The organism is Microvirga roseola, assembly GCF_020866965.1.
Classification (GTDB): domain Bacteria; phylum Pseudomonadota; class Alphaproteobacteria; order Rhizobiales; family Beijerinckiaceae; genus Microvirga; species Microvirga roseola.
Genome location: NZ_JAJATX010000024.1, coordinates 25,645 through 46,177, shown reverse-complemented (window position 1 = coordinate 46,177; position 20,533 = coordinate 25,645). Strand labels below are relative to the sequence as shown.

General features: G+C 63.2%; 14 protein-coding genes. 7 read left to right on the top strand and 7 right to left on the bottom strand.

Annotated elements, in window-relative coordinates:
* The first annotated feature begins 5 nt into the window (after positions 1 to 5).
* Complete coding sequence (locus LG661_RS14735) at positions 6 to 1,046, top strand: histidine kinase dimerization/phosphoacceptor domain -containing protein (RefSeq protein WP_407666719.1); 1,041 nt, start codon at positions 6 to 8, stop codon at positions 1,044 to 1,046.
* A 3-nt stretch (positions 1,047 to 1,049) separates the two neighbouring features.
* Here LG661_RS14735 and LG661_RS14730 read toward each other — a convergent pair whose 3' ends face one another.
* Both LG661_RS14730 and LG661_RS14725 read right to left on the bottom strand, forming a co-directional pair.
* Entirely contained in the window at positions 1,050 to 1,400 is a 351-nt protein-coding gene (locus tag LG661_RS14730) for a hypothetical protein (protein ID WP_230532654.1), read from the bottom strand.
* A 197-nt stretch (positions 1,401 to 1,597) separates the two neighbouring features.
* Positions 1,598 to 2,008 (bottom strand): hypothetical protein, encoded by a 411-nt coding sequence (locus tag LG661_RS14725; protein ID WP_230532653.1) that lies wholly within the window; start codon positions 2,006 to 2,008, stop codon positions 1,598 to 1,600.
* A 258-nt stretch (positions 2,009 to 2,266) separates the two neighbouring features.
* Here LG661_RS14725 and LG661_RS14720 point away from each other — a divergent pair, with 258 nt between their 5' ends.
* Positions 2,267 to 3,910 carry a Na/Pi cotransporter family protein gene (locus LG661_RS14720; protein WP_230532652.1) on the top strand — a complete coding sequence of 548 codons (1,644 nt, stop codon included), beginning with the start codon at positions 2,267 to 2,269 and terminating at the stop codon, positions 3,908 to 3,910.
* A 38-nt stretch (positions 3,911 to 3,948) separates the two neighbouring features.
* Here the strand turns inward: LG661_RS14720 and mdoH are convergent, their stop codons facing one another.
* Entirely contained in the window at positions 3,949 to 6,141 is a 2,193-nt protein-coding gene (mdoH, locus tag LG661_RS14715) for a glucans biosynthesis glucosyltransferase MdoH (protein ID WP_268995468.1), read from the bottom strand.
* Complete coding sequence (locus LG661_RS14710) at positions 6,117 to 7,688, bottom strand: glucan biosynthesis protein (protein ID WP_230532651.1); 1,572 nt, start codon at positions 7,686 to 7,688, stop codon at positions 6,117 to 6,119. Before LG661_RS14710 ends, mdoH begins: the two co-directional genes overlap by 25 nt.
* Before the next feature lie 190 nt (positions 7,689 to 7,878).
* Between LG661_RS14710 and glmU the strand changes: the two genes are divergently transcribed.
* Both glmU and glmS read left to right on the top strand, forming a co-directional pair.
* Positions 7,879 to 9,264, top strand: a complete 1,386-nt coding sequence (gene glmU / locus LG661_RS14705; protein ID WP_230532650.1) for a bifunctional UDP-N-acetylglucosamine diphosphorylase/glucosamine-1-phosphate N-acetyltransferase GlmU — start codon at positions 7,879 to 7,881, stop codon at positions 9,262 to 9,264.
* A 109-nt stretch (positions 9,265 to 9,373) separates the two neighbouring features.
* Complete coding sequence (gene glmS, locus LG661_RS14700) at positions 9,374 to 11,200, top strand: glutamine--fructose-6-phosphate transaminase (isomerizing) (protein WP_230532649.1); 1,827 nt, start codon at positions 9,374 to 9,376, stop codon at positions 11,198 to 11,200.
* Positions 11,201 to 11,248: 48 nt separating this feature from the next.
* Here glmS and recG read toward each other — a convergent pair whose 3' ends face one another.
* Entirely contained in the window at positions 11,249 to 13,366 is a 2,118-nt protein-coding gene (recG, locus tag LG661_RS14695; protein ID WP_230532648.1) for an ATP-dependent DNA helicase RecG, read from the bottom strand.
* Between the two features lie 90 nt (positions 13,367 to 13,456).
* Between recG and LG661_RS14690 the strand changes: the two genes are divergently transcribed.
* From LG661_RS14690 to LG661_RS14680, 3 genes are all read left to right on the top strand, one after another.
* Positions 13,457 to 13,753, top strand: coding sequence for an FAD assembly factor SdhE (locus LG661_RS14690; RefSeq protein ID WP_230532647.1), 297 nt, complete (start codon positions 13,457 to 13,459; stop codon positions 13,751 to 13,753).
* Positions 13,754 to 13,829: 76 nt separating this feature from the next.
* The gene (gene mfd, locus LG661_RS14685; protein ID WP_230532646.1) at positions 13,830 to 17,351 is read left to right on the top strand and encodes a transcription-repair coupling factor; all 3,522 of its coding nucleotides are present in this window, start codon (positions 13,830 to 13,832) and stop codon (positions 17,349 to 17,351) included.
* Positions 17,352 to 17,364: 13 nt separating this feature from the next.
* The gene (locus tag LG661_RS14680; RefSeq protein WP_230532645.1) at positions 17,365 to 18,240 is read left to right on the top strand and encodes a serine hydrolase domain-containing protein; all 876 of its coding nucleotides are present in this window, start codon (positions 17,365 to 17,367) and stop codon (positions 18,238 to 18,240) included.
* A 4-nt stretch (positions 18,241 to 18,244) separates the two neighbouring features.
* Here the strand turns inward: LG661_RS14680 and LG661_RS14675 are convergent, their stop codons facing one another.
* Positions 18,245 to 18,589: a hypothetical protein gene (locus LG661_RS14675; protein ID WP_230532644.1), complete on the bottom strand. Its 345-nt coding sequence runs from the start codon at positions 18,587 to 18,589 to the stop codon at positions 18,245 to 18,247.
* A 131-nt stretch (positions 18,590 to 18,720) separates the two neighbouring features.
* On the bottom strand, positions 18,721 to 20,532 hold the full coding sequence (locus tag LG661_RS14670) for an extracellular solute-binding protein (RefSeq protein WP_230532643.1): 1,812 nt from the start codon (positions 20,530 to 20,532) through the stop codon (positions 18,721 to 18,723).
* Between the last annotated feature and the right edge of the window lies 1 nt (position 20,533).

Below are 20,533 nucleotides of genomic sequence, written 5' to 3'. Positions count from 1 at the left end.
AGGACGTGTCCGCGACCCAGCCGATCCGGCTTCTCTATATCGACGATGATCCAGGCCTTGGGCGTCTTGTGGAACGCACCCTGTCGCGCCATGGCTTTGTCGTCAGTCATGCCTTGAGCGGGGACGAGGGGCTCGCGCAGCTCGCATCGGATCGGTTCGATGTCGTGGCCCTGGACCACTTCATGCCCGGCAAGGAGGGGCTGCAGGTTTTGGCCGAACTCCAGGCATTCGCCGAACCGCCGCCCGTCATCTATGTCACGGGAGCGGACGAGGGAAGGATCGCTGTTGCGGCCCTAAAGGCAGGCGCAGCTGACTATGTCATCAAGGATGTGGGCGGGGTCTTTCTCGACCTGCTGAAGACGGCAGCCGAGCAGGCTCTCGCTGCGGCGAAACTCCGTCGCGAGAAGGAGGAGGCGGAGCGCGAAATGCGCGAGGCGCGTGAGCGCGCCGAGATGCTGCTTCGCGAGGTCAATCACCGTGTGGCGAACAGCCTGCAACTCGTCGGTTCTCTCGTCGCGATGCAGCAGCGCGCGATCACGTCCGATCCAGCAGCCCAGGATGCCCTGTCGGAGACGCAGAGCCGCATCGCCGCCATCGCCCAGATTCACCGGCGCCTTTACACCTCCAACGATGTCCGATTCGTTGAGATGGAAACCTACCTTGAGGGCCTTGTCGAGGAGCTCGAAGGCGCCATGCAGGCTGCGGGGCGAGGACATCGCATCATCCTGAAGGCCCAGGCAGTCCCCATTCCCACGGACAAGGCCGTTTCCCTCGGCGTGATCGTGACTGAACTCGTGACGAATGCATTCAAGTACGCCTATCCGGAGGGCGCATCGGGCGAAATTAGGGTGGAACTGTCCGCTTCGAGCGAGCGCGTATTCCTGATCGTCGAGGACGACGGTATCGGCTGGAAGGGGGATGGCCCCGTGCAGGGAAGCGGGCTCGGCAGCAGGATCGTACGGGCAATGGCATCCAACCTGCAATCGGAAATCGCGTTCGACCCACTGCATGCCGGGACCCGCGCCGTACTGTCCTTTACTGTCTGAGGCTCAGTCCAACGGCTTCCGGGTACGCCTCCTTATGGCTTCCGGATTCAGCCGCGAGCGAATTTCGGCTGCGACGAGATTGAACTCCCGCTGCAGACGGTTGAGCCTGGACAGTAATTCGTTGTCCTGCATACCGGCCTGCGGCTGGGGATCATGCCCATTCGGTGGATGCAGCACGATATTACGCAACTCCTCCAGAGTAGTCGGCCCGATATTCGGCACGGTCAGCCATTGCGCGTCGGAGATGCTGGCGACTTCTCGAATGGTCGGGCAGCGTCCATGGAACTCCGCCAGAATCGCGCCTCGTACACGACCAGAGCATTTTTCGATAGGAAATGGATCGTCCAAACCCATCTCGCGCGTCCTCGCTGCCCTTGGGGTTAAGTACTCTGCTTTGATTTGAGAGAGTGTTTTTGTTGAGGTTTGAAAGTTCCCTCCATCCTCTATCCCGTATCTGCAAAAGAGCAGACGTCATTAAGGGGATTGAGACATGCGTAAGGAGTAGTCAAATCGGCGACAGGTGTATCCAATCTTCAACTGTGCCTTAAATCCTAGTGCGGCCGGAAGAGATTCAGAATTTCTTGCCCGAAGGACGAAAGAGAGCACAGAGAAGTTGTTGTGTAACGTGGATTTACACTACCCGCACGTTCGAGAAACTGGCGGGCAGGCCGGAGCCGTAGGTTTCTCTGCACGTAGCCTTCCACAATAGCGACAATTGTGTTCCGGGCCGTATCCGGGCCGAAGTGCCAGCGGCAGAACTCGCAGGGTGCGCCGTTCTCCAAAAGTTCGTAGCAACTGCCCTCGGCGTGAAATCCTGCTGGAAGCCGTTCCGAACTCTCTTTCAGCTCGAAGATGAGGCGTGCAGCGTCGGCAATGGAAAAGGACACGATCCAGCGATAGACGACGTCAGGCTCAGGGCGGTCCAGTTCCGCAATCTCGAACAGGAGAGGGCGCCCCAGCATGTGAGGCGTCGGCCCAGCCCCATCTGACTGCTGATCTCCATGGACGGGTAATGACATCTCTTTGGCACCACGTGCGTTAACTGTTCGTTAACTCCTGTCTCGCTCACCAAGCTTTCTCGAAGGTTTCGTGGAGAGACTGCGACGGTTGGAGGACTAAATTGTCTGGCTTTTTGTATGATTAGCCGGCAACCTTATTGCCGGATCGCTCCAAGAGAACTAAGCAGGAGGTTTGCGCCCCACACCAACCTTGAGGAATGAATGTCTGCCACCGCTGTCCTGATCCATCTCCTTGGCGAGATTGCCCTGCTTCTGTGGGGCATAAACATGGTCAACAGTGGGGTGCAGCGTGCCTTCGGCAGCGATCTGCGCTGGTTTCTCGGCATGGGCCTGAAGACGCGCTTCAGAGCCTTCCTTGCGGGGCTCGGCGTCACCACCGTGCTCCAGAGCAGCACGGCCACGGCCCTGATGGTGGCGTCATTCACGGCAGGCGGAGCTGTCGATCTCGTTCCGGCACTTGCCGTGATGCTCGGGGCCAATGTGGGCACGACCCTTATCGTACAGGTCCTGTCCTTCGACATCACCCTGATCTTCCCGTTCCTGATCTTCGGCGGCTATATCGCCTTCCGAAGGGGCAAATCGAGCCGCGTCAAGGATCTCGGGCGCGTGGCCATCGGGCTAGGCCTCATGCTGTTGTCGCTCCATCTCTTGAGCGAGACCATCCATCAGATCGAATCCTCGGTAGTGCTCCGGGATGTGCTGAGGGCGATCGCCTCCGATCCCCTGATTCTCGTAGGGCTTGCGGCTCTGTTCGCCTGGCTTGCCCATTCCAGCGTCGCAGCGCTGCTGCTGATCATGTCCCTGACGTCTGTTGGCGTCATCGGCGCTCCTGCAGCCCTGGCGATGGTGCTAGGAGCCAACCTGGGCAGCTCGTTCAATCCGTTCCTTGAGGCAATGGGTGGCGATCCGGCCAAGATCCGGGTGCCGTTTGGAAACCTTGCGACGCGCGTGATCGGTTGTGCTGTGGCGTTGCCGCTGATCGATCCGATCCTGAACCTCGTGGCGCTGATCGACCCGAATCCGGCGCGCCTCGCTGCCAATTTCCACACGATCTTCAACGTCGTTCTGGCTGCGGTCTTCATCCTGCCGCTGCCCTGGATCGCGAAGCTCCTCCTCAAGCTCTTCCCAGAGAAGGTCCGAGCCTCGGATCCCGGCATGCCGCAATATCTGGATAAGGATGCTCTCGATACACCTTCCGTGGCCCTGTCCAACGCAGCCCGCGAGGTCCTGCGGATGGTGGACACGGTCGAAACGATGCTGCGCAATTCCCAGGACCTGTTTCGGGAGGACGATATCAGCCGCGTTGATGCGGTCAGCCGTACGGACGACGTGCTGGACCGCCTCTTCAGCGCGATCCGCCGCTACTTGAGCTCCATCAACCATGAATCCCTGAATGAGGCGGAGGCCAAGCGCCTGTCAGATATCCTGGCCTTCGCCATCAATCTGGAACATGTGGGCGACATCATCGACAAAAACCTGATGGAACTTGCCGCCAAGCGCATCAAGAACCATCTGCGCCTGCCGAAAGACAGTCTCGACGATATCACCAACATGCATGTCAAGCTGCTCGAGCACCTGCGGCTCGCGGCTTCCGTGCTCATGTTCCAGGATATCAGCTCGGCACGCAGGCTCGTCTCAGAGAAAGAGCGCTTCCGCGATCTGGAGCGTACGGTCACGCAGAGGCATCTTGAGCAACTGCGCTCGGGCAAGGCGATGGGTGACACCAGCGCCCTCCAGCTCGACATTGTCCGCGACCTGAAGCGAATCGAGGCTCATATTGCGTCGACGGGCCATTCGCTCCTGGAGCAGAGCGGCCAGCTCAAGCCGAGCCGCCTCACGTCATAAGCCGTGAAGGCTGGCGCAGCCTGAAGCCCAACTGGAGATTACTCGGCGGCCTGAGCCTCGGCCGGTTTTGCCTTCAGGCCCACGAGCCTGTTGAGAAGGGCACGGTCGTGCAGCACGACCATGCGTTCCTTTTGATGCAGCCAAGTCAGAGCATCCTCAAGGGACTCAGCGTCTGCAAGCTTGGCCTCCGCCAGGGCCCGCTCCGTCTCGATGGTGCCGCGCTTGCGGGGCGGGGCGGGAGGCAACGTCTCGACATGCCGCTCCCTCAGCGCCGCATCGGCATAGATCGCCCTCAGGCTGTCCTCGTCGTCAAACCCGAGATTGGCGTTGCGGAGCTGCAGTTCGTTGGCGCGCAGGGCAATGGCAGGGGGCTCATGCTCTTCGGGCGTCATGAGGAGGCCCATGCGTTTCAGGGCGAGGCCAGCCGCGAGCTGACCGCTGAGCCAGGACAAGGGAATTGCCAGCAGGAGACCCAGGATCGTGGGCGACATCCAGAGGAACAGGGATGTTGCAATCATGAAGGCGGAGAGTCCGGCAAGGACGCCGAGAACCGTATGCGCCCGGTGGCGACGCACGATGTCCTTGAAAGGAATCGAGCCGTCATCGCGGCGTTGGGGCTGCCAGCCGGTGTCGCGTCCCAGCAGGATCTGGAATACCGAACCAGACTGAATCAGCATGAGGATCGGCGCCAGGAGAGCGGAAAGGATCATCTCGATCAGGGAGGAGACGATCAGGCGAAGCCCGCCGCCGGAGGCACGGCGGTCACTGCCCCGCAGGAGCATCAGGATCAGGCCGAAGATCTTGGGCGCGAGCAGGATACCCATGGTCAGCGCAAACAGCGCCAGGGCTCGCTCGGGGTCGAAGCGCGGCCAGATGGGATAAAGACGGAAGTCTCTGGCGAAGTATTCCGGCCGGATATAAGTCGTCTGGAGGACGAGCGCGATACCGACAATGAGCTGGAAGAGCCAGAAAGGCGATGCCAGATAGGACATGATGCCGGTGGCGAAATGCTGGCGGGTGGGTAGCTTCAGACCACGGGCGGTGACCACCCGCATGTGCTGTAGGTTGCCCTGACACCAGCGCCGATCGCGGGCCGACAGATCAATGAGGGAGGGCGGGCTTTCCTCGTAGGACCCTTGCAGGTCCGCAAGCATATAGACGTCCCACCCCGCGCGCCGGAGAAGGGCTGCCTCCACGAAATCGTGGCTCAGGATATGCCCCCCGAAAGGCGGCCTGCCTTTCAGGTCCGGCAGACCGCCATGGGCGGCGAAGGCCTTTGTGCGGATAATCGCATTGTGGCCCCAGTAATTGCCGTCGCGCCCCATCCACACGGCGAGCCCCATCGCGATCACCGGTCCGGTTACGCGGGCCGCATATTGCTGGAGGCGGGCGAAGAGCGTGTTGCGGTTGATGATGAGCGGAAGCGACTGGATGATGCCTGCGTCCGGATCGGCCTCCATGGCCGCCGCAAGCCGTACGATGCACTCGCCCGTCATCAGGCTGTCCGCATCGAGAACCAGCATATGCTCGTAATGTCCGCCCCAGCGGGAGACGAAATCGGCGATGTTGCCCGCTTTGCGATGATAGTTCTTCGGCCGATGACGATAATAGAAGCGGGCATTCGGTCCGAGCCGCTCCCGCAAGGCGAGGAAGGCCCGCTCCTCGGCGATCCAGGCGTCCGGCTGAGTCGTGTCGGAGAGAATAAAGTAGTCGAAGGATGAACCGAGCCCCGTCGCCTCGACGGATTCCCAAATGGCCTCCAGGGCCGCATAGGTCCGCGCGGTCTGCTCGTTGTAGACGGGCATGACGATAGCGGTGCGCTCCGACAACGAGGAGGGTAGGGCAGCCGATTGCCGGCGGCGGAGCAGCGCAAAGAACCCCAGAAGCGCACTGGTGAACGCGACGGCGATCCACGAAAAATTAATCGTAAAGAGCGCCACCAGCACCCACTGGAGCACCGTGGTGCGGCTAACCGACACCACCTGATACATTTCGTAGGTGCCGTAGGCTGTCAGCAGAAGCCCGCCGCCAAAGACGAAGAGTCGGGCGAGCCAGGTTCCCAGGCGGGGATGTTGCACGACGCGCCGGCGCTCCTGATCGGCCGACCAGCGCCGCAGCGACTGGGTCGGCATCTCAAGGTGCTTTTCAGGCGGCATGAAGGCTTCGCCCCGCCCGAGAGGGGTGACCTTCGCGTTCGAACCGGGACTTAGGGTGTCCAACGATACAGCCATGTCTCGCTAATCGGTTTCCCGCCTGCTTCGAGGATGAGACGCATCTCACACGCGTTTTCGTTGCCCGGGTCAAGCTCGAAAGTGACGCGCGCCGTCTTGCGTTCCGGGTAGGGCCAGATCCTTAGATTCTGGAACGTCCCCGGTCCGACGGTTAGGGTTGATTTAAGGTCCGCGGGCCAATTATCACCCAGCATGTCGCCCGAGAAATCGACGGCGAAGCGCCGGAGGCGTCCGCTCGACCCCTGGCCTACACGGGTCGAGGTGACGGTCGCGAGAGGCGGCCGCTCGGGCGCCGTCCAGCACCAGTATTGCCGGTATGCGAAGGAGACCTCCGATCCCGCCGCCATGGGAGCCTTGGGGCGCCAGTAGGCCAGGATGTTGTCGTTGATCTCGGCATTGCTCGGGATCTCGAGGAGCTGCACGCTTCCCGGGCCCCAATCGCTCAGTGGCTCGATCCAGAGGCTGGGACGGCGTTCGTAACGCTGCTCGTCCGCTTGGAACGCCTCATAGGAGCGGTCGCGCTGGAGAAGCCCAAACCCGCGCGGTGAACTGTCGACGAACGCGGAAATCTGGAGGGTTTCGGGGTTGTGCAGGGGACGCCAGAGCCACTCCCCCTGTCCGTTCCATATCTGCAGACCGGACGATTCGTAAACGCCGACACGGATATCCTCGGTGCTCGGGCGGTCGTTGGGTCCATAGAAGTAGGTCGAGGCGATGGCTCCGAGACCCACATGCTCCAGGGCGACGCGAGGAAAGAGCGTCGTTTCCAGATCGACGATGGTCATGTCGCCGGGGCGCAGGGTCATCCGGGTCGCGCCCGTGGCCGATTCGGAGTCGATCACCGCGTGGATGGTGATGCTGTTGCTGCCCACGGCCGGACGCTCGAGCCAGAAGGCGCGGAAAATCGGGAACTCCTCCCCCTTGGCCTCGGCCGGGCGCAAGGTGATCGCCCTCGCGATGGCGCCGTAATTCTGGCCCCGGGCGATGGCGCGGAAAAAGGTCGCGCCCTGGACGATGGCAAAGTCCCATGGCTCGCCTTCTCCAGGGACGGAATACAGGCGGAAGCCGGAGAACCCGATATCCGCGTTTCCGTTTGGCAGGTCGAGGTCGCCGAAGTCGAACTGGGCCGGGTTATAGCCGACCCGTCGGATTGTGCCGTCCTCGACGAGGTAGAGGTCGACCGCATTGGTGAACACAAAACCGCGATGAAGAGGTTCAACGGCGATTCCGCGCCCCTCCGAGCGCCAGATCGGGTTCTGGAGCGACCTGATCGAGATGTACTGATCGTAGTTCAGGTTTGCGAACGCGGCCGGAAGATCGTTCGGCGGCGGCACAAACGGCTTGGTGGCGAGCTGCCGGGCGATATCGGTCACGACCGATGGATCGAACCGCTGCTTGTCCCCCATCCGCCCATGGATGTTGGCCTGGGGCGTCTGAGCCCGAACGGCAGGCGCGACTGCAAGGCCGGCGACGGAAAAACCGATATAAGCCAGCACGTCGCGCCGGCGAAGATGAAAGGGGGGAAAGTCCCCCGACGAAACCGGCACTGCGATACTCTTGAATATGACGAGGCTTGTTGAGCCAGACGATGTGGGAATCCCCATACATATCGTCAATCACAACTGTGAAGTAAACGAGGCAGTTTGCATCGCAGATCGGCCACTCCGGCATGGAGATTTGCCGAAATACCGACTTTGGGTTAGCAGCACCCCAAATCGCCACCGGAATTGAAATCCTATGACGTCCACAGAGGCTCCCCTGACCTCCTCCTCCCGAACCTGCCTGGCCATCGTCCTGGCGGCAGGGGAGGGCACGCGGATGAAGTCCGACCGGCCCAAGGTGCTTCACCAGGTCGCCGGCCGCTCTATGCTCGGGCATGTCCTGGCGGCCGTGACGGCGGCGGGCGCATCAAATGTCGCGGTCGTAATCGGCTCCGACCGGGAGGATGTGGCAAATGAGACGCAAAAGACCCTGGCCGGGGCCCGTATCTTCGTGCAGCGGGAGAGGCTCGGCACCGCCCATGCGGTCCTGAGCGCCAGGGAGGCCCTGGAGCAGGGGGCGGATGACGTCATCGTCGCCTTCGCCGATACGCCGCTGGTCACCGCCGAAACCTTCGCCAGACTGCGTGCTCCGCTTTCCGAAGGGGCGGCCGTGGTGGCCTTGGGCTTCGAGGCGGAGAACCCGACCGGCTATGGGCGCTTCATCACAGAGGGCGACCGGATCCTCGCTATCCGCGAGCACAAGGACGCCAGCGAGACGGAGCGCGCGATCACCCTGTGCAACGGTGGCCTCATGGCTCTTCGTGGTGATACGGCCCGGGCCGTTCTGGAGAAGATCGGAAACGCCAATGCGCAGGGCGAGTATTACCTGACCGACGCAGTTGCCATCGCCCGCGAGCTTGGCCACCCGACCGCCTTTGTCGTCGTGCCGGAGGAGGAGGTTCACGGTATCAACGACCGGATGCAGCTCGCCGCCGCCGAGCGGATGATGCAGGACCGCCTGCGCCGGGCTGCAATGCTGTCCGGCGTGACGCTTATTGCCCCCGAGACGGTCTTTTTCAGCCATGACACCAAGCTCGGGCGGGATGTGGTGGTCGAGCCTCACGTGGTCTTCGGGCCCGGGGTCGTGGTCGAGCAAGGTGTCGTGATCCATGGCTTCAGCCATCTGGAAGGGGCGCGGATCGCCGCCGGCGCAGGCATCGGCCCCTTCGCCCGCCTGCGTCCGGGGGCTGCCATTGGCCCGAAGGCGAAGGTCGGCAATTTCGTCGAGATCAAGAACACCGATCTTGGGGCCAGAGCCAAGGTAAGCCACCTGACCTATCTCGGCGACGCGAGCGTCGGGGCAGAGGCGAATATCGGCGCGGGCACCATCACCTGCAATTACGACGGCTTCAACAAGTACCGCACGGAGATCGGTGCCGGCGCCTTCGTCGGCTCGAACTCGGCTCTTGTCGCGCCAGTCACGATCGGGAAGGGAGCCTTCGTCGGCTCCGGTTCGGTCATCACCGAGAACATTCCTGATGATGCGCTTGGCCTCGGGCGCGGCCGGCAGACCGTCAAGGAGGGCTGGGCCGTCGGATTTAGGGAACAGGCGCTCGCCGCCAAGAACGCAAGGAAGAAGTGATGGATGGTGTCACAATCCGTCACGCAAGTTGATTTGAGCCTTCCGAACGGCCTCTGTAGCAGAGTCCAAGCTTAAGCACGTTGGAATTTCACAAAGGACGCTCCGCAGCATGTGTGGAATCGTTGGTATCATTGGCAAAACGCCTGTCGCGCCGCAAATTGTCGAGGCCCTTAAGCGCCTTGAATACCGGGGCTACGATTCCGCTGGCGTGGCGACCCTGGAGCAGGGCCGGCTCGACCGCCGCCGGGCGGAAGGAAAACTCCGCAACCTCGAGGCCAAGCTGACGCAATCGCCGCTCTCGGGCCTCATCGGGATCGGCCACACCCGTTGGGCTACCCATGGGAGACCGAACGAGACCAACGCCCATCCCCATGCCACCGAGAAGCTCGCGGTCGTCCATAACGGCATCATCGAGAATTTCCGCGAGCTGAAGGCGAGCCTCGAGGCCAAGGGCGTCCGGTTCGAGACGGAGACGGACACCGAGGTCGTGGCCCAACTCGTCACCGAAGAGATGCGCCAGGGGCGCCCGCCCATTGAGGCCGTGGCCGTGACCCTGCCCAAGCTGCGTGGAGCCTTCGCACTGGGCTTCCTCTTCGCGGATCAGGAGAATCTCCTCATCGGCGCCCGTCACGGTGCGCCGCTGGCCATCGGGTATGGCGACGGCGAGATGTATCTGGGCTCCGACGCTCTTGCGCTCGCCCCCTTCACGGACGAGGTCGCCTATCTCGACGATGGCGATTGGGCGATCCTGAGCAGCCAGGGCTCGGATATCCGGGACGAGGCCGGAAAGCCGGTTCAGCGGACCCGCCACAAGATTCTCGCCGGCTCCTTCATGGCCGACAAGGGCAATTACCGCCACTTCATGGCGAAGGAGATCCACGAGCAGCCGGAGGTCGTGGGGCGCACGCTCGCCCATTACGTCAATTTCACCGCAGGCCGCGTGGAGTTGCCCTTCGAGCTGCCCTTCGACTTCAAGGATCTGAAGCGGCTTTCCATCTCCGCCTGCGGCACGGCCTACCTCGCCGGGCTCATCTCGAAATACTGGTTCGAGCGCCTCGCCCGCATTCCGGTCGAGATCGACGTGGCTTCCGAGTTCCGGTACCGGGAGGCTCCGCTCGAGCCGGGTAGCCTTGCGTTGTTCGTCTCGCAATCGGGCGAGACGGCCGACACCCTGGCCTCGCTTCGGTATGCGACCGCGGAAAAGCAGCACACGCTCTCTGTGGTGAATGTTCCGACCTCCACCATGGCGCGGGAAAGCGCTGTCGTCGCGCAGACGCTCGCAGGCGTCGAGGTGGGCGTCGCCTCCACCAAGGCCTTCACCTGCCAGCTCACGGTCCTCCTTTCTCTTGCCATAGCCGCCGGACGAGCCCGCGGAACCCTGAGTGTGGAGGAGGAGAAGGAACTGGTCGACGCGCTTATCGCGATCCCGAGAATCATGTCCGAGGCGATGAAGCGCGAACACGAGATCGAGCTTCTGTGCCGCGAACTCTCGAAGGCGAAGGACGTGCTCTATCTCGGGCGTGGCACCGCTTACCCGCTGGCACTGGAAGGCGCCCTCAAGCTCAAGGAAATTTCCTACATCCATGCGGAAGGCTATGCGGCAGGCGAACTGAAGCACGGGCCGATCGCGCTGATCGACGAGACCATGCCGGTCATCGTCATCGCGCCCCACGACCACATCTTCGAGAAGACCGTGTCGAACATGCAGGAGGTGGCCGCTCGCGGCGGACGCATCATCCTCATCACGGACGAGAGGGGAGCCCAGGAAACCGGCCTCGAAACCATGGCGACCATCGTGATGCCGTCCGTCCATCCGATCGTCGCGCCGATCCTCCACGCCATTCCGGTTCAGCTGCTCGCCTATCACACGGCGGTCTTCATGGGGAAGGACGTGGACCAGCCGCGCAACCTCGCGAAATCCGTGACGGTGGAGTAACGCTCTTCTTGGCATCCCGGCGGCTGGGAAGCTGCCGGGTGTACGTAGCTATCCCGCCCTGAGCAGTCTGATCGCGGAATCCCGCTCGAACAGGTAGAGCAGCACCCGCAAGGCCTGCCCGCGTTCGGTCATAAGCTCCGGGTCCCGGTCCACGATCAGGCGGGCGTCGTCACGGGCGGCGGCGAGCAGATCACCATCGACCTCCAGTCGCGCCAGCTTGAAGCCGGGCGTGCCGGACTGGCGGGTGCCCAGCACCTCGCCTTCCCCGCGAAGGCGTAGGTCCTCCTCCGCGATGCGAAACCCGTCCTCGGTCTGCCGCATCATCTCGAGCCGCGCCTGGGCGACCTGCCCGAGCGGGCCCTTGTATATCAGAAGACAGGTCGAGGGTTTCGAGCCCCGGCCGATGCGCCCGCGCAACTGGTGTAGCTGCGCGAGACCGAAACGCTCCGCATGCTCCACCACCATGATGGTGGCATTCGGGACGTCGACGCCGACCTCGATCACGGTCGTGGAAACGAGGATCTTGGTCTCGGCGCGCGAGAACCGCTCCATGGCGGCATCCTTGTCCTTGCCGGCCATCTTGCCGTGGACGAGGCCGACCTGCTCTCCGAAGAGGCTCTTGAGAGTCTCGAAACGCTCCTCGGCGGCGGCGAGGTCGACCGTCTCCGATTCCCCCACGAGAGGACAGACCCAATAGACCTGATCGCCATTGGCGATGGCGCGCCCGATTCCGCCGATCACCTCGTCGAGACGCTCGATGGAAATCAGCTTCGTCGCGATGGGTTTGCGGCCCGCCGGCTTTTCGCTCAGCACGGACACGTCCATGTCGCCGAAATAGGTGAGCGCCAGGGTGCGTGGGATAGGCGTTGCGGTCATGACGAGAATGTCCACCGCCTCGCCTTTGGAGCCGAGTGCAAGGCGCTGGTGGACGCCGAAACGGTGCTGCTCGTCCACGACTGCAATGCCGAGATCCTGGAATGCGACTCCTTCCTGGAAGAGGGCGTGCGTTCCAACCGCGATCTGGATGCTGCCATCCGCAAGCCCGGCAAGCACGGCTTTGCGCGCCGCGCCTTTCTCGCGCCCGGTCAGGAGAGCAGTGGTGAGGCCTGCCTGTTCGGCCATGGGGGCGAGGCGCTCATAATGCTGGCGGGCCAGGATCTCTGTTGGGGCCATCATGGCCGCCTGCCGGCCCACCACGATCGCGCTTGCCATGGCGAGCAGCCCGACCACGGTCTTGCCCGAGCCGACATCGCCCTGGAGGAGGCGCAACATTTTCTTGTCCGACACCAGATCGCGGCGGATGTCCTCCACTGCTTGGGCCTGGGATCCTGTCAGTCCGAAGGGCAGGGCGCTTTTCAGTTGCTCGACCAGGTGGCCGTCTCCCGCATTTACCCGCCCCGGCAGCCGACGCATGCGGCTTCTGACGAGCGCCAGGGCAAGCTGCGAGGCCAGCAGCTCGTCGTAGGCCAGTCGCCGGCGCGGCGCGGACTTGGCAAGGGCTTCCTCCGAAAGAGCTGCCGCATTGTCGGGCCTGTGGAGGGCGAAAAGCGCCTGCCGGAGATCTGGCAGGGCGTTCCGGTCGAGCCAGGCAGGATCCTGCCATTCGGGCAGGGACGGCACTTTCTCAAGGGCCGCGCCGATGTACCGTCCGACCATGCGCGAGGAAAGCCCCTCGGTCAGCCCATAGACCGCCTCGACGGCCGGCAGGTTCTCGAGCCCCCGCTCGTCCAGGATCCGGTCCGGGTGGACCATCTGGCGGCGTCCATCCCAAAGCTCGATCTTGCCCGAGACATAACGGCGCTCGCCCATGGGCAGGAGCTTTTCGAGCCGGGCCTTCTGCCCGTTGAAGAAGATGAGCGTAACGTCCCCGGTCTCGTCCTCCGCCAGGATCCGGTAAGGCGCACGCCGTCCCGGAGGAGGCGCGCGGTGGGCGACCACGGTGACGGACAGCGTGACAGGCTCCCCGACAGGCGCGTCGGCGATAGCCCCCTTCATCTCCCGGGAAATGCCGCTGCTCGGCACGTGGAACAGCAGATCCATCACCCGCGCCGGACGGCCCGGCTCACCCAGCAGGCGGTCGAGGAGGAGGGCGATCTTGGGGCCGACGCCAGGCAGGGTATCGGCCGGGGCGAAGAGCGGATCGAGGATGGAGGGGCGCAGGGACATTCAAGTGGGTGGTAAGTCGGGTGGAGATGGTTATATAGCGGCCTAGCCGACCCGAGGCGACGCTAACTTTCCAGGACCCGGAGCATCTTCATGAGCGGAACGACACGCAGCAGCGCCGATCTCGACGTTCGCCGCAAGCAGATCCTCTTTCGCGCCTGGCACCGAGGCATGCGGGAGATGGACCTCATCATGGGCCGATTCGCGGATGCGGAGATCGGGGCCCTGTCCGACGAGGACCTCACCGAGTTCGAGCGCCTGATCGAAGTGCCCGACCGGGACCTTCTGGGCTGGATCACCGGTGAGATCGAGACACCCTCGAACTACGATACTTCCCTGTTCCGGCGCCTGAAGGGCTTTCATTCCCACACATCGCCAATTCACGTCTGACGCCGCGAAAGAGCTTCCCACCATACGAACCGGGCTGTGAGGTCCGCGTTCTTCTTCCATTGACCCGACATTAGCCATGAAGCCTGCATTGATCCGTGCCTTGGATGCCCTGAAGAAGGGTCAAAGCCTGACGCTGTCGAGCGTCCCGGACGGTTTCGATGCCATGGCGGTCGCCGATCTGGCGCGGGGCCTGTCGGGACAGGTGGAGGGGCCAGCGGTTCTCGTGCACGTCGCCCGCGACGGGCAGCGCCAGCAGAACTTCGCCAATGGTCTTGGTTTCATCGCACCGGAGATCGAGATCCTGACGTTTCCGGCCTGGGACTGCCAGCCATACGACCGGGTATCGCCCAATGCCGCCATCACCGCGCAGCGCATGACGACCCTGGCGCGGCTCGCCCGGTCCAAGACCTCCGAGGACAAGCCGCGCATTCTCTCGACCACCGTTAATGCTTTCGTTCAGCGCGTGCCGCCGAAGGCCCGCATCTCAGCGGAGACCTTTTCCGCAGCGCCTGGCAATGTGGTCGATACGAACCAGCTCATCCATTGGCTGGAGAGCAACGGCTTCCTGCGTACGGGAACGGTGCGCGATACGGGCGAATATGCCGTCCGCGGCGGCATCATCGATCTCTATCCCGCAGGCCTGCCGAACCCGGTTCGGCTGGACTTCTTCGGCGACGCCCTGGAATCGATCCGCTCCTTCGATCCGGAAACCCAGCGCACCGTCGGCACCCTGCGCTCCCTCGACCTCGTTCCCATGAGCGAGGTCCAGCTGACCACAGAGAGCATCAAGCGCTTCCGGCAGAGCTACGTGGCGGCCTTCGGCGCACCGACCCGCGACGATCGGCTCTATGAGACGATCAGCGAAGGCCGGCGTTATCCGGGGCTCGAGCACTGGATGCCGCTGTTCCACGAGCATCTCGATACGCTGTTCGATTACCTTCCAGGGGTTCCTGTGGTGTTCGATGCCCTGGCGGACGACGCAGCCGCCGAACGCCTCGCGCAGGTAAAGGACTATTACGACGCACGACGCGAGGGCATGGGGCAGAACCAGCCCGGCGTTGCGCCTTATCGCCCGCTGCCGCCGGATGCGCTCTATTTCTCGCCCTCCGAATGGTCCGAGCGCACCTCGCATCTTCCTCTTGCGCGCCTGACGCCTTTCGCCATTCCGGAAACGGAAGGACGTCTCGTCATCGATTGCGAGGCGCGCCGGGGACGCAACTTCATCGCGGAGCGCGCCGACGAGAGCGCAAACGTGTTCGAGGCGGTGGTCAAGCACATCCGCGATCTTCAGGCCTCCAAGCGCCGGGTGATCCTGGGGGCTTGGTCGGAAGGCTCACGGGAGCGCCTATGCCACGTTCTCCAGGATCACGACCTGAGGCAGACCAAGCCGATCAGCCGCCTCTCCGAGGCGATGGCCTATCCACGAAACGGAATCCCGGTCGGCATCTGGAGCCTGGAATCCGGCTTCGAGGCGGCGGACCTCGCCGTCATCAGCGAGCAGGACATCCTCGGCGACCGCCTCGTGCGCCAGAAGCGCAAGTCCAAGCGTCCGCAGGACTTTCTGACGGAGGTCGCGGCTCTGACACCGGGCGATCTCGTCGTCCACGTGGACCACGGCATCGGTCGCTTCGAGGGGCTGAAGACCATCGAGGCGGCGGGCGCTCCCCATGACTGCCTCGAGCTGCATTATGCCGGCGGCGACCGCCTCTTCCTGCCTGTCGAGAACATCGAACTCCTGACCCGCTACGGGTCGGAGGAAACCGAGGTTCAACTCGACAAGCTCGGCGGCGGAGCCTGGCAGGCCCGCAAGGCGCGCATGAAGCAGCGCATCCGCGAAATCGCGGGCGCCCTCATGAAGATCGCCGCCGCCCGCATCCTGAAGGAAGCGCCGCGGCTCGCCCCGCCGGAAGGGCTTTATGACGAATTCGCCGCCCGCTTCCCCTATGATGAGACGGAAGACCAGCTGAACGCCATCGAGGCGGTGCTGGATGATATGGGCTCCGGCCGCCCCATGGACCGGCTCGTCTGTGGCGATGTGGGCTTCGGCAAGACAGAGGTGGCGCTGCGCGCGGCTTTCGTCGCCGCGATGAGCGGCAAGCAGGTCGCCGTCGTCGTGCCCACGACCCTGCTCGCGCGCCAGCACTTCAAGACCTTTTCCGAGCGCTTCCGCGGTTTCCCGCTCAATGTCGCCCAGGCTTCCCGCTTCGTCCCTGCGGCAGAGATGAAGAAGGTGAAGGAGGGGCTTACGGACGGCACTGTCGATATCGTCGTGGGCACCCATGCGCTGCTCGGAAAATCCATCGCTTTCAAGGATCTCGGCCTCATCATCGTGGACGAAGAGCAGCATTTCGGCGTGACCCATAAAGAACGTCTGAAGGAGCTGCGCGCAGAGGTCCATGTGCTGACCCTCTCAGCGACGCCGATCCCGCGCACCCTGCAGCTGGCTCTGACCGGCGTGCGCGAACTCTCGCTCATTACGACGCCGCCTGTAGACCGCCTGGCGGTGCGCACCTTCATTACGCCGTTCGATCCGCTCCTCATCCGCGAGGCGCTGCTGCGGGAACGCTACAGGGGCGGGCAGGCCTTCTACGTGGTGCCGCGTCTCGATGATCTCGGGGAGGTGAAGGCGTTCCTCGACAAGGAGGTGCCGGAAGCGAAGGTCGCGGTGGCGCACGGCCAGATGGCGGCGGGCCAGCTCGAGGATGTCATGACGGCCTTCTATGAGGGCCAGTACGATATCCTGCTGTCGACCACCATCGTCGAGTCGGGTCTCGATATTCCCACCGCCAATACGCTCATCGTCCACCGAGCCGATATGTTCGGCCTGTCCCAGCTCTATCAGCTCCGCGGACGCGTCGGACGCTCCAAAACCCGAGCCTATGCTCTATTCTCGGTACCGGCCAACAAGTCGCTGACGGTGCAGGCAGAGCGCCGCCTGAAGGTTCTGCAGACTCTCGATACTTTGGGCGCAGGCTTCCAGCTCGCCTCCCACGACCTCGACATTCGCGGCGCGGGCAATCTGTTGGGCGAGGAGCAGTCCGGCCACATCAAGGAAGTCGGGTACGAGCTCTACCAGCAGATGCTGGAGGAGGCCGTGGCACAGCTCAAGGCCGGCATCGAGGAGCCGACGGAGGACCAGTGGTCGCCCACCATCGCAGTCGGCGCGCCGGTGATGATCCCCGAGAGTTACATTGCCGACCTGCAGCTTCGGCTAGGGCTTTATCGCCGTCTATCGACCTTCGAGACCGACCAGGAGATCGACGCCTTCCGGGCGGAACTCATCGACCGGTTCGGGCCGGTGCCGTCCGAGGTGGACCAGCTTCTCAAGATCATGGCGATCAAGGTGCTCTGCCGTCGCGCCAATGTGGAGAAGGTGGATGGTGGGCCGAAGGGCATCATCATCTCCTTCCGCGACAATGCTTTCGCCAATCCGACGGGGCTCATTTCCTACGTGACGGAGCAGGCCTCCTTCGCGAAGGTGCGCCCGGACATGAAGGTCGTCTTCATTCGCGACGTCGAAACGCCGGACGAGCGCATCAAGGCCTCGACGACGATCCTGCGCAGCCTCGTGCGCATCGCCGAAAAGAAAGCCGCCTGATCGGGGAAGAGGCATGACCGAAGCCTGGGCCGTCGTGGAGAAGGGCGTCGTCATCGACTCAGGTGGAACGGATCGCGCCGTACCCTGGTGGAGCTTTACAAAGACCGTCCTCGCCGCTGCCGCCCTGGTGCTCGTCCGCGATGGCGTACTGGCGCTCGATGAGCCGCTGCCGGACCGGCCCTACACCTTGAGGCACCTGCTCCAGCACCGTTCAGGGCTGGCGGATTACGGCTGGCTCAAGAGCTATCACGAGGCGGTTGCGCGTCACGAAGATCCCTGGAGCGTGCCCGACCTGCTCAAGCGCACCGACATCGACAGATTGCGCTTCCCGACGGGCAAGGGGTGGGAATACTCCAATGTCGGCTATCTCTTTGTGCGGCAGTTGATCGAAACCGTGGGCGACGGCAACCTGAACGCTGCCCTGCATCGCCTGGTTTTCCTTCCCCTCGGCATCGAGGGGGCGAGCGTTGCGCTGGAAAGGTCCGATCTCGACGGTGTGGAGATGGGCAGCGCAGAGGCCTATCATCCGGGCTGGGTCTATCACGGGCTGTTGGTCGGTCCGGTTCAAGATGCGGCGCTCCTCCTCGACCGTTTCCTCGCAGGAAGCCTCCTGCACCCGGAACAGTTGAAGGACATGCTGATGCCCTACACCTTGCCGGGGCCGATCGGGAATCGGCCCTGGATGAAGCCAGGATACGGGTTGGGCGTGATGACGGGCGAAGCCACCGGTGGAATGCATGTGGCAGGCCACACAGGAGGCGGGCCGGGCAGCACCATTGCCGTCTATCAGGCATCATCGGCACAGCCGGCGCGGACAGCAGTCTATTTCGCCACAAGCGAGGATCAGTCTAGGACGGAAGGAAGAGCTTTCGAGCTCCTGGACAGGTAGCGGATCAGAGTTCGGGTGCAGCAACGGCCCGGACGCCGAGCTGGTTCTGGAGCATCGTGGCCGCTCCGTTCACGCCGCCCGTAATGATCACGGGTGTGCGGCTGGCCGCAAGGTTTCGGCGCAGGCGGCTTGCAAGCTCCAGGAACCGCCGCCGCTCCGACCAGTCGGCCTCCCGTGGCATCTGAACCACGACGGCCGCCGGGCGCGGAATGAGCGCAAGAACATCCTCGGCGGTCTCGTAAGGGGCTGTGACGCTGGCATAGCCCATGCCAGCGAGTTCCGCAGACAGAGCACAGTCAGGGGCGCGCTCGCCGTTGTCGACGACGATAACCTTCTGCATTCCGTTCATGGCAATACCTTGCGTTGAAACGCGGCACTCGAGACGAGGAGACACTCACCTCAACGCTCAAGCAGGGCTTTTGTTTCATCGGCTACATGAACGGCAGCGCAACGGGAGCCGCAGCAATGTTGCAGGATGACTCACTCCTGCTTACGCCACCACGTGTCGATATTGGCTCCGAAGAGAGGCGTGGCGGCCGGCCTCTGAACGCTGCTGTCATAGGCAAGCCACTGATCTCCCACATGGAACAGCGGAATGACATAAAGTCCGGATAGCAGAATCCGGTCCAGCGCCCTCACTGCGGAGACGAAATCCTTCCGGCTTCTTGCCTTGAGCAGCGCATCGATCATCCGGTCGATGGCTGGGGATTGGACGCCGGCACGGTTGAAGGAACCGCTTTGCTGTGCAGCCTTCGAGCCCCAGCGGTTGCGCTGCTCGTTGCCGGGCGAGGCCGTCGCAGACCAGGCCCACTGGATCATGTCGAAGTCGAATTCCGCCAGGCGCCGCCAATACTGCACATCGTCCACCAGCCGGACGTTGGCCCGGATTCCGATCCTTGAGAGGGACTGGGCGAGGTTCAGGGCAAGCCGTTCCTGCTGACGGGAATTCACCAGCATCTCGAAAGCGAAAGGCTCCCCAGTTTCCGACTTGCGAAGAACGCCGTTCTCGATCTGCCAGCCCGCCTGGCCGAGAAGTTCGAGCGCCCGGTGGGCCATGTCTCGGTCGCGACCGGATCCGTCGGGCGAGGGTGGCGACCAGCGCCCCTCGAGAATGTCCTCCCGAACCGCACCGGGGAAGGCGGCCAGGAGCTTTCGCTCTCGCTCGTCGGCGGGTTTGCCGGCAGACGAGAGGTCAGACCCGGCAAAGTAGCTGTCGGAACGGGTGAGCAGGTCGAAGAAGAGGTTGCGGTTCACCCACTCGAAATCGAACATATAGCCCAACGCCTCCCGCACCCGGGAATCGCTGAAGATCGGACGGCGGGTATTGAAGACAAAGCCGTTCATGCCCTTTGGCATGCGGATCGGCATGGTTTCGCGGACGATGCGTCCATCGCGGACGGATGGAATGTCGTATCCAGTCGCCCAGCGGCTGGGATCGCCTTCAAGCCTGAAGTCGTAGAGTCCGGCCTTGAAGGCCTCAAACAAGGTGTTGGCGTCGCGGTAGAAGTCGTACCGGATCTCGTCGAAATTATAGAGCCCGCGTGTGATCGGCAGGTCCTCGGCCCAGAAGTCGGAGCGGCGTTTGAGAACGACACGCTCGCCCGGCTTGACCTCCGTAATGACGTAGGGACCCGAGCCAATGGGAGGGGTGAGGGTGGTCTTGTCGAAGGCCTCCTTATCCGTGGCATGAGCTGGGAAAATCGACATCATAGCGATGATGAGCGGCAGTTCCCTGTCATTGGAGCCTGACAGGTCGAAGCCGATACGATGGGGATCGAGGATCTCGACGGCCTTCACCTGCCCGAAGCTCGAACGGTAGAAGGGCTTCCCGTGCTTTTTCAGGAGTTCGAAGGTGAAGTGGACGTCCTCGGCGGTCAGGGGATGGCCGTCGGAAAAGCGAGCCCTCGGATCGAGGTTGAAGGTGATGGAGCTCCGGTCATCCGGCATCTCTACCGAGCGGGCCACGAGGCCGTACATCGTGAACGGCTCGTCGGTCGAGCGCATCATCAGGCTCTGGAGCACGTATCGGGGGACTACGTCCGGGGCGACGCCAAGCACGATCAGCGGGTTCAGGCTGTCGAAGGAGCCCTGGAGGGCGAGGGTGATTCGGCCGCCTTTCCGGGCGCCGGGATCGGCATAAGGCAGGTGCCCGAAGTCGGGCGGCAAGGCGGGCTCCCCATGCATGGCGATGCCATGCCGCAGCGCCTCGGCCACGGGTGCGGCACTCAGGCCCACGCCTGTGAAGACGATCGCGCTTAAGAAGACAAGGATTCGTCCAAACCTGCTAACCATG

Bases quoted from the DNA above. Each gene is read 5' to 3' on its own strand.
- recG (WP_230532648.1), bottom strand. From the start codon at position 13,366: ATGTCCCTGCGCCCCTCCATCCTCGATCCGCTCTTCGCCCCGGCCGAT.
- LG661_RS14670 (WP_230532643.1), bottom strand. From the start codon at position 20,532: ATGGTTAGCAGGTTTGGACGAATCCTTGTCTTCTTAAGCGCGATCGTC.
- LG661_RS14675 (WP_230532644.1), bottom strand. From the start codon at position 18,589: ATGAACGGAATGCAGAAGGTTATCGTCGTCGACAACGGCGAGCGCGCC.
- mfd (WP_230532646.1), top strand. From the start codon at position 13,830: ATGAAGCCTGCATTGATCCGTGCCTTGGATGCCCTGAAGAAGGGTCAA.
- LG661_RS14690 (WP_230532647.1), top strand. From the start codon at position 13,457: ATGAGCGGAACGACACGCAGCAGCGCCGATCTCGACGTTCGCCGCAAG.
- glmU (WP_230532650.1), top strand. From the start codon at position 7,879: ATGACGTCCACAGAGGCTCCCCTGACCTCCTCCTCCCGAACCTGCCTG.
- LG661_RS14725 (WP_230532653.1), bottom strand. From the start codon at position 2,008: ATGCTGGGGCGCCCTCTCCTGTTCGAGATTGCGGAACTGGACCGCCCT.
- glmS (WP_230532649.1), top strand. From the start codon at position 9,374: ATGTGTGGAATCGTTGGTATCATTGGCAAAACGCCTGTCGCGCCGCAA.
- LG661_RS14730 (WP_230532654.1), bottom strand. From the start codon at position 1,400: ATGGGTTTGGACGATCCATTTCCTATCGAAAAATGCTCTGGTCGTGTA.
- LG661_RS14680 (WP_230532645.1), top strand. From the start codon at position 17,365: ATGACCGAAGCCTGGGCCGTCGTGGAGAAGGGCGTCGTCATCGACTCA.
- mdoH (WP_268995468.1), bottom strand. From the start codon at position 6,141: ATGGCTGTATCGTTGGACACCCTAAGTCCCGGTTCGAACGCGAAGGTC.
- LG661_RS14720 (WP_230532652.1), top strand. From the start codon at position 2,267: ATGTCTGCCACCGCTGTCCTGATCCATCTCCTTGGCGAGATTGCCCTG.